The following is a 7,438-nucleotide window of genomic DNA, read 5'->3' as shown; positions in this document are numbered from 1 at the left end:
GCCTCTTGCTGCTCCTCAATGTAGGCTTGCTTCTCCCGTTCCTCGAATGCTGCACGGTCCGGACTAATGATCAGGGCATCGCCGTCGCGTTCAAACTGAATGTCGTCACGGTTCACCCCGCCCATATTCAGATGGCCCTGGTTGGCACCGCTGTTATCAATCACGGTTGTCTGGGTCGCATTCTCAAATTCATAATCGTCGGGCACAGCCCAGTGGGGCTCGTCGGCATCCTCGTCCTGCGTGATCACACCCTCGCTGGCCAGCGCCTCATCCTTGTCCCGGCGGGCCTCGTAGACCTCCCGGTTCGTGTCATACAGGGTCACACCATAGCCATTGTTGCCACCGCGGCCCACCAACTCATCGTTGCCGCCACCGCCCTCTATATAGTCATCGCCATCGTCACCCCTGATCACGTCATCATTATGGGAACCGATCAGGGCCACCTCCACATGCGCCGGGACATCCACAGAACGCCGGTCATCATCGCCGCTCTCTCCGATGGAGACCTCACCGTTCTCCTTATCCAGGTGCAGGTTGCCGTGAAGGGAACGGCCGTCGGCCTCCGGCAAGTACACGGCCATCGCCTCATCGGTATGGGACTCGGGGCTGTCGATCAAGCGTTCCCCCGCCTCAATGAGCATAAACCCATCGTCGGTGAGTCGATTCATGGTGTTCTTGCGGAACTGTTGACCGTCGGTGGTTTCGCCATAGTAATCCTCATAGGCCACATCTACGGCAGCTTCTCCCTCACCGTAGGTGGTCACCAGATCGTGGCTATAGGGGCCGCTTTCCTCAAGCTCTGAGGCGTGCACAGCGTCGAGTTCATGATCCAGCACCACCAGATTCTCATCGCTGTCGCTGCGCTCCTCGTGAATATCGATCCGTTCTGACTCCATATCCGCGATGATGTTATAGACATCATTACCCTGGCCACCATGGGCCTCGTCCCCGGGGCGCACGATCATCAGATCGTCACCACCGCCCCCGTGGTAGGTGTCTCCGCCGCCCTGACCATCCAAGCGATTATTGCCCTCGGTACCGATCAACGTATCGGCCATGTCTCCGTGGCCCACCGCGTGTTCGATATTGTCCAAATCATACCGATGGTCCTCCCGCGAGCGGTCGTCCTCGTCGGTCAGGGTCCGATTCATATGGCCCGCCTCCAAATCCACGGTGTAACCGGTGGTGCTCTCGCCATGTTCCTCGATTTGGCTCAGGTTCAAGGTATCTTCACCCTCGCCGCCGTCCAATCGACCACTGTCGCCGCGCATGCCCATGATATTGAAGGTATCGTCCTGGTTGCCCCCGATAAACTCCTTCTTGCCCGCCCGGACGATAAAGTCATTGGGATTGTCTTCACGGCCGTACACGGTTTGATCGCCCTCGCCGGTATCGATCAGGACCCGGTCATCGGGGCCGAGTTCCGGGTGTTGGGCCACCATCACCTGCTCATCGCTGTGAATGGACGCCCAGCGCTGATCGTGACCCTCGTAGCGGTCTTCATAGTTGCCGTCCAATTGTGCCGCATCGAAGCCTTCACCCGCGCGCAGGTCGACGGTACCGTTGAAGCGGTTTTCCCAGTGGGGGGTGTACTCACCGCTGTCATGGTGTTGGTAACCGGCAGTGCCGCGGCCCAAGACGACCATACCCAGGTTCGGGTTGTCGTTGAGCATATCCTTACCGAACTGGGCCAGTTCCTGGTCAGCGGCCACCTGACTGAAATTGGTGGCGTATTCCTGCTGGATAGGATCGGCGGGTTTGTTGCCCCAGAACAGGTGCCAGCCGGTATCCCAGATTTCCCCGGTATCGAGGTCGGCGTATTCCTCGAGTTCATCCACCTGGTGGGCAGCATTGACGCCCTGTTGGATACCCGCCAGGACGAGACCGACCCCCAGACCGATGGGGCCGAGTGCACTCCCCGTGGCCAAACCCACGCCGGTGCCGATACCGATGCCGATACCGGCGGTGCTCAACCCACTGTTGACAAAATGGTTGATTTTGTCCGCCGTATCATCGGTGTGAAAGCCTTTGGCGAAACTGTCGAAGGCGCCGTAGGCATCCAGTAACGTGGTGGCGCCGGTGGCGACCGTGCCCAGGGCGCGCATCCCTTTGCTCAGGTGGGCCAACCCTTTGACGCCGGCGGTACCGGCGTCGGCGCCCGCATCAATGGCTCTGGTGATCTGGCGAGTGACATGTTGATCCACCAGGCCGGCACCGGCGCTGATCGCGTCGGCGCTCATCGCGCCCCCCACCAGGCCCAGTGCCTGGACGGAGGCTTCCTTCACCGCGGGATCATCGGACTGGAGCCCCTGCACCGCCCGGTTGATTTCCGCTCCGCCCAGGGCAACATTGCCGACCCCCGCCGCCGCCGTCAGACCAGAGACGCGCCAGCTGTGGGTGTTGCGATTTCCCAACGGGCTGATATCGGGTTGAGGCTTTTCCATATCATTGACAAACTGGTTGTAAGACTCAGCATTGTGGATCACGTTGTCCAAATTGGTGGGACCATAGGTCTGCGGGCTATCACCAAAATGCCGATTCAGTAGCGTTTGAGTTTCCGGGGGTAAATCGGTGAGGTTCAGATTGGGGTTGTCTCGCAGCCGATCTACATGATACTTCACTTCGTTGTCGTTGAACGGACCCTGGGGCGCCTGGAGTCTAGCCAGATAGCTATCCACCTCGGCCAGTCGCTCGGGGTTGCCCACGGCCCGATCCAGGGCATCGCGGTCCAGGGCGCCGTCTGCATTGGGGAAAAACTCACCCAGGATATACTCCTGGGCGGGGGTAAGCTGGTTCGCGGCGCCGGGCTTGGCAGCCAAGTTGCTCATTAACTCGCGCACGCTGACCGCATTTTCCAAACCATTGGGCGACGTGGTATGAGTATTCAGAGGATCCACAAGGCCAGCAGCAAGCTGCACGGGAATACGAGACGTATTCGGGTCCTGTGCCAAATTCTGCAGCTTATTGAAATCGCCATTGCTCAATTGAGCGGTGTACTCCTGCGGCAAGGCGCCGGAGCGCCCCGCGTGCATCGCCTGCAACAGAGGCCCTAAACCTTCAGATTTGCGATCGGTATCGGCCAGTTGACGCACCATCTCCTGGGGGAGAGGCACAAAATCCGTACTCTGATCCATCACCTGATTGACAAAAGCGCTCGGGTCAGCCCCCATGGTGAGGTTTTGATAGGCAGCGGGTTCAGCCCCTGGCCGATAGACAAGCCGGCCGTTTTGCAAGGCAATGCGCTGATCGGCCTCTTGGCCGTCCAGCGCCAGTGAGCGACCGTCGGGCACCAGGGCGAAGTTAGCGGAGAGCTGTTCGCGGGACAGACGCGCGGAGTCCAGGTTACCGAAACGCTCCTGTAACCGGCCATAGTCGGGTTCCGCGACCTCATGGCCGTTGAAGGCGTTGCCTGAGAGACTGAAGCTGGCGGGCTTCGGCATCCCGGAGGGGAGCTTCGGTGCATCCGCACCTGTACCCTGAGGGTAGTGGAAAAAAACCCAGCCGGGAAGCACTAACTGCGCATATTGGGCTTTGTCGTTGTACATTACGCCCATATTAAAGCCGGCGGAATCCTGCCTACTCTTTAAGCCATACTGGGCGAACACATCGATATAGTGATTTTTAGGATCTTTGGCAATCCTCCGGGCAAATTCGCCGTACTCACCGTCGGTCTGTGGGTTGTAGTTGGCAATTTTGTCTTTGGCTTCATCGCTAAGCGCGGTGTCAAAGACAATCGGATCGCCGTTGGCAATCAGTTTATCCAGGGTCTGTTCAAACCCCGGGAGTGCCGCGCTTAACTCCGCTATATGTGGAAATTTCTCTGGTTTTTTCAGATCACTGACATCTTGAACAACCCATTCTTTGAAGTCTTTCCAAAACACACCCTCGTGGTTGAACTTTTGCTCTTCACGCGGGAGCGGTACATTGTTCAGGATACCGGTTTGAGGTCCGCCTCCGGCAAAGCGGTCGAACTGGTGACCGACGCCTATATCGAGACCGGCGGCAGTGCGGTGAAAGCCGGTTTCTGCGGGTGCGATGTGTACATTACGTCCGGCACCGAAAACCCCGGCATTCAGACCGGCGCCGGCGGTGGGGTCAAACTGACGGCCGGAATAACGCTCCTCAACACCCTTGGGCCCCACCTCATGTCCGTCTGTTGCCCTGTAGTGTAAAAAATCAGCTTGTGCCGTAACGCCCGCACCGACAATTGCCTGTGCTTGTCCATCCGGATAAGACGGTCCGTCAACTGTTAAAAACAGGCCTGCACCTACGCGTGGGTTGACACTCGCGTCAGTGGTGTTTTTCCGGCCGTTCTCATTGAGCTGTGCGGAGTTCAAAAACTTCAAGGGGTCGGCATTCTTATCTTGCATAAGCTGCCCTATCCGCTCCACCCCCGGGTTTACGCGCGACGGATTGCCCGTGTTGCTGTTAGTTCCGGTATCGTGAAATAGACTGGTGCCCTCGAAACGGTGATTGCGGCTGACCTTGCCGGACACTCCCACCTGCCCCCCCACAAAAGACGAAAAGTTACCATATTTTCCCGACTCCACACCCACGTAAACGTCTGCGCCTAAACTGCCCCCGGTCCTCGAGTCCCCTATGAATTTGACCTCCTGCCCCGGGCCTCTTCTTTCAAACTCCAACATCGCGCCTTTGGTGCGCGCAAGCGATACCTCCGGGACCGCGAGGACGCCCGATGGTGCCAGAGAGAAGAGACTGGAAATCGCGCCGGTCCCTATGCCTAGAGTGGTATTCTTAGAAAGCCGCAGGTGCTCTGCCAGCATCATGTCACCATTGGCCACACTGACATAATTCTCAACGGGATCGCCCTGCATACCACCACTCTGGCTAAGTACCCGCATCATTGGGTCGTTGGGATTGTTGGCCATACCGGCATAGCGGTCAAAAAGAGCCAACTGCCGCTTCAACTGCCTGAGATCGTTGAAGTTGACATCGGCCCACTGGTTCAGACCATGGTTGGCAAAAGTACTGGCCTCACTATTCAGCAACTCTCTCGTAGTGTCCGCACTTTCCGGACCGGGGTTGATCGACCCCAGCCCCTGCCCCGCCCGCTGCAGGATATTGGCGCCGCGAAGAATCGTGCCCATGGGCACTTCAAGGGTATTTTTTATTGTCTTGGGCAGGCCGTTTTTCCCCAGCAGAATTTCCTCAGAACCCGTCGGTATATACACACCTTTATCCAACAGGCTATTGAAACTCCGATTGACGGGATCATTGGCGTCGGCTCCAAGCGCACTGTTGTAGCGGGATTGCGCCAGATACAGGGCATTGTTGTCGGAACGCACACGCCCCGCCCCAACGCCGCTGTACTTTTTAAACTCCTTACCCTGTTGATAGCCTGGGTTTTCACCGCCACCGGGTGCCACCAGGCCCAGGGCTCGGCTGATACGGTCGAGTGATTGTGCGGTCCGGTCTTGCACCGCTGCACCTAAATTGGAGTTTCTCAAGGTTTGCCGGTGCTCGGGGGCCAGTTGGGTATTCGCCTGGCGCAAAGCGGCCACATCCTGCTCGATCCCTTTACGCAGATCGGGCACCACATGGCGATGACTCTCAGAATACTTTCCTCGCGGGTTGCGGATAAAATGACTTTTACCTCCATGCCACATATCGGCAATCGGCTTGCTGTCGCGCCTCTGTGTCGTTGCATTAAACAATGACACACCGGCGTTAACGGTGGTGCGAGGTATCCGATTTTGCATAAAAGCGCTATCGATAGGACGTCGGGTTTCATAGCGAAATGGCACCTCGGACCAGTCAGGAGTATGCACATTGTTTTTCACCCAGGGACGCTGAGTCTGCAGCTCACCCGTTTGTGTCTTCATATCCACGGCAGGCAAACCATCACCTAATACACGCAAACCCTGGATTTTATCACCCGCGTTTATCGCCGGTTGTTTATGCTGCTCCCAGCCACCTGAATCCGCCGGGCCTTTGCGCCAGAGTTGATCGCTATCATCCAGTAACCACAGGCGATCATTGCGATCTACAGCAACCGATTTGAGGGGAGTTTGGGTAGGCAGCCCGATGGTGTCGCCGACGTTCTCGGTGGTCCCTGACCTGTCCAGCGAGAAGAGTTTTCCGCCGTTATCCACATAATAAGCCCGTTCCGCCGATTGCACCGCAAAATCCCTCGCATCACTCGGGATTTGGCCGACAAAGGGACCTTGAGGCTTAGTCGCCGGTGTTTGATCATTGCTGACAATGGATGCGGTATCGCTGGCCGGTGCCGGTGCCTGGTAAGGTCTGTCGGTCAAGCCCTCCAGGTCACCGTTATTTTTTCGCACATAAGCAATACCATCGGTACCCAATTTTAGAGACTCGGCGTTGGTAACCGCCGTGGGCACCATTTGATGGGTGCCCCGGTTCCATTCATAGACCCGGCCATTGTGGATGGTATGGGCAGTGCCGTTCTGGTTGGCGAGTAGATTCTCATTTCGTGGCGTGTTGGGGTTCCAGGCCGCCAACCCCGAACCCGCGGTACGGGACCCGAACAACGATGGCGGCACAATAGAGCCGGGGGTGCTATCGCTTGACTCTCGTTGCCATCCCGAAGCACGATCCAGGGCCTGCTGTATATGACCACCAACGGATGTGCCGGGAGCGTCACCTGCCTGCGGAGGGAAGCCGGCCGGAGGGTTGGTGCCCTGGGGGTTGGTGTCTTGGGGGCTGGTGCCCTGGGGATTGGTGCCCTGGGGGTTGGTGCCCTGGGGGTTGGTGCCCTGGGGATTGGTGTCTTGGGGGCTGGTGCCCTGGGGATTGGTGCCCTGGGGATTGGTGCCCTGGGGATTGGTGCCCTGGGGATTGGTGCCCTGGGGATTGGTGTCCTGGGGATTGGTGTCCTGGGGATTGGTGTCTTGGGGGCTGGTGCCCTGGGGATTGGTGCCCTGGGGGTAAGCATGGGCCTGCTGCCATTGCGCTGAGGCATCTGCTGCGGCTAAGGGATTGGCATTGGCGCCCCCTGGCCCGAGCGCCTCCCCTGTTGCGGTCGGATTTACAGGGGGGGCTTGAGTGTTGTTCTTAACGCTGCCAACGGCCATATCTGTACTCCCCTTTTACTTTAAAGCCTTAACTGATGTCTGGATCAATCAGCGTGGTGTCTAAGTTAAACTCCACTGCAAATACTGTGTAGTTATATGTTACAGGTACAGGAACTGATTTCTATTAGTTAAACGTATTACACCATTGGTATTACCTTTAATGCCCCACCTCTCAAACGATCTGCTCCCACAACGACATATCTGATTCGAGGCCATCCATGCCGGTAGATAGCTTTTTCCGCCACACATTACTAGATTTTATAAAAACAAAATAAAAAATTACTGACGATGAATACGAATCGAGGAAGGAAGAATATGGAAATTACTAACGGTTTTATTAATACGGCCAACACCCTCGTTTGGGGACCCTTTATGTTGAC

The 7,438-nt window shown here is 57.2% G+C and carries 1 protein-coding gene; it reads right to left on the bottom strand.

What is annotated here, in order from left to right; genetic code table 11:
• Nucleotides 1–7,058: AvrE-family type 3 secretion system effector (locus FKG94_RS22665; RefSeq protein ID WP_246125336.1), on the bottom strand; the 7,058-nt coding region annotated here is incomplete at its 3' end.
• Between the last annotated feature and the right edge of the window lie 380 nt (nt 7,059–7,438).

The sequence above is a fragment of the Exilibacterium tricleocarpae genome (assembly GCF_007004655.1).
Classification (GTDB): Bacteria; Pseudomonadota; Gammaproteobacteria; order Pseudomonadales; family Cellvibrionaceae; genus Exilibacterium; species Exilibacterium tricleocarpae.
The sequence above is the reverse complement of the archived record's forward strand: the minus strand, read 5'-3'. Positions and strand labels throughout refer to the sequence as shown.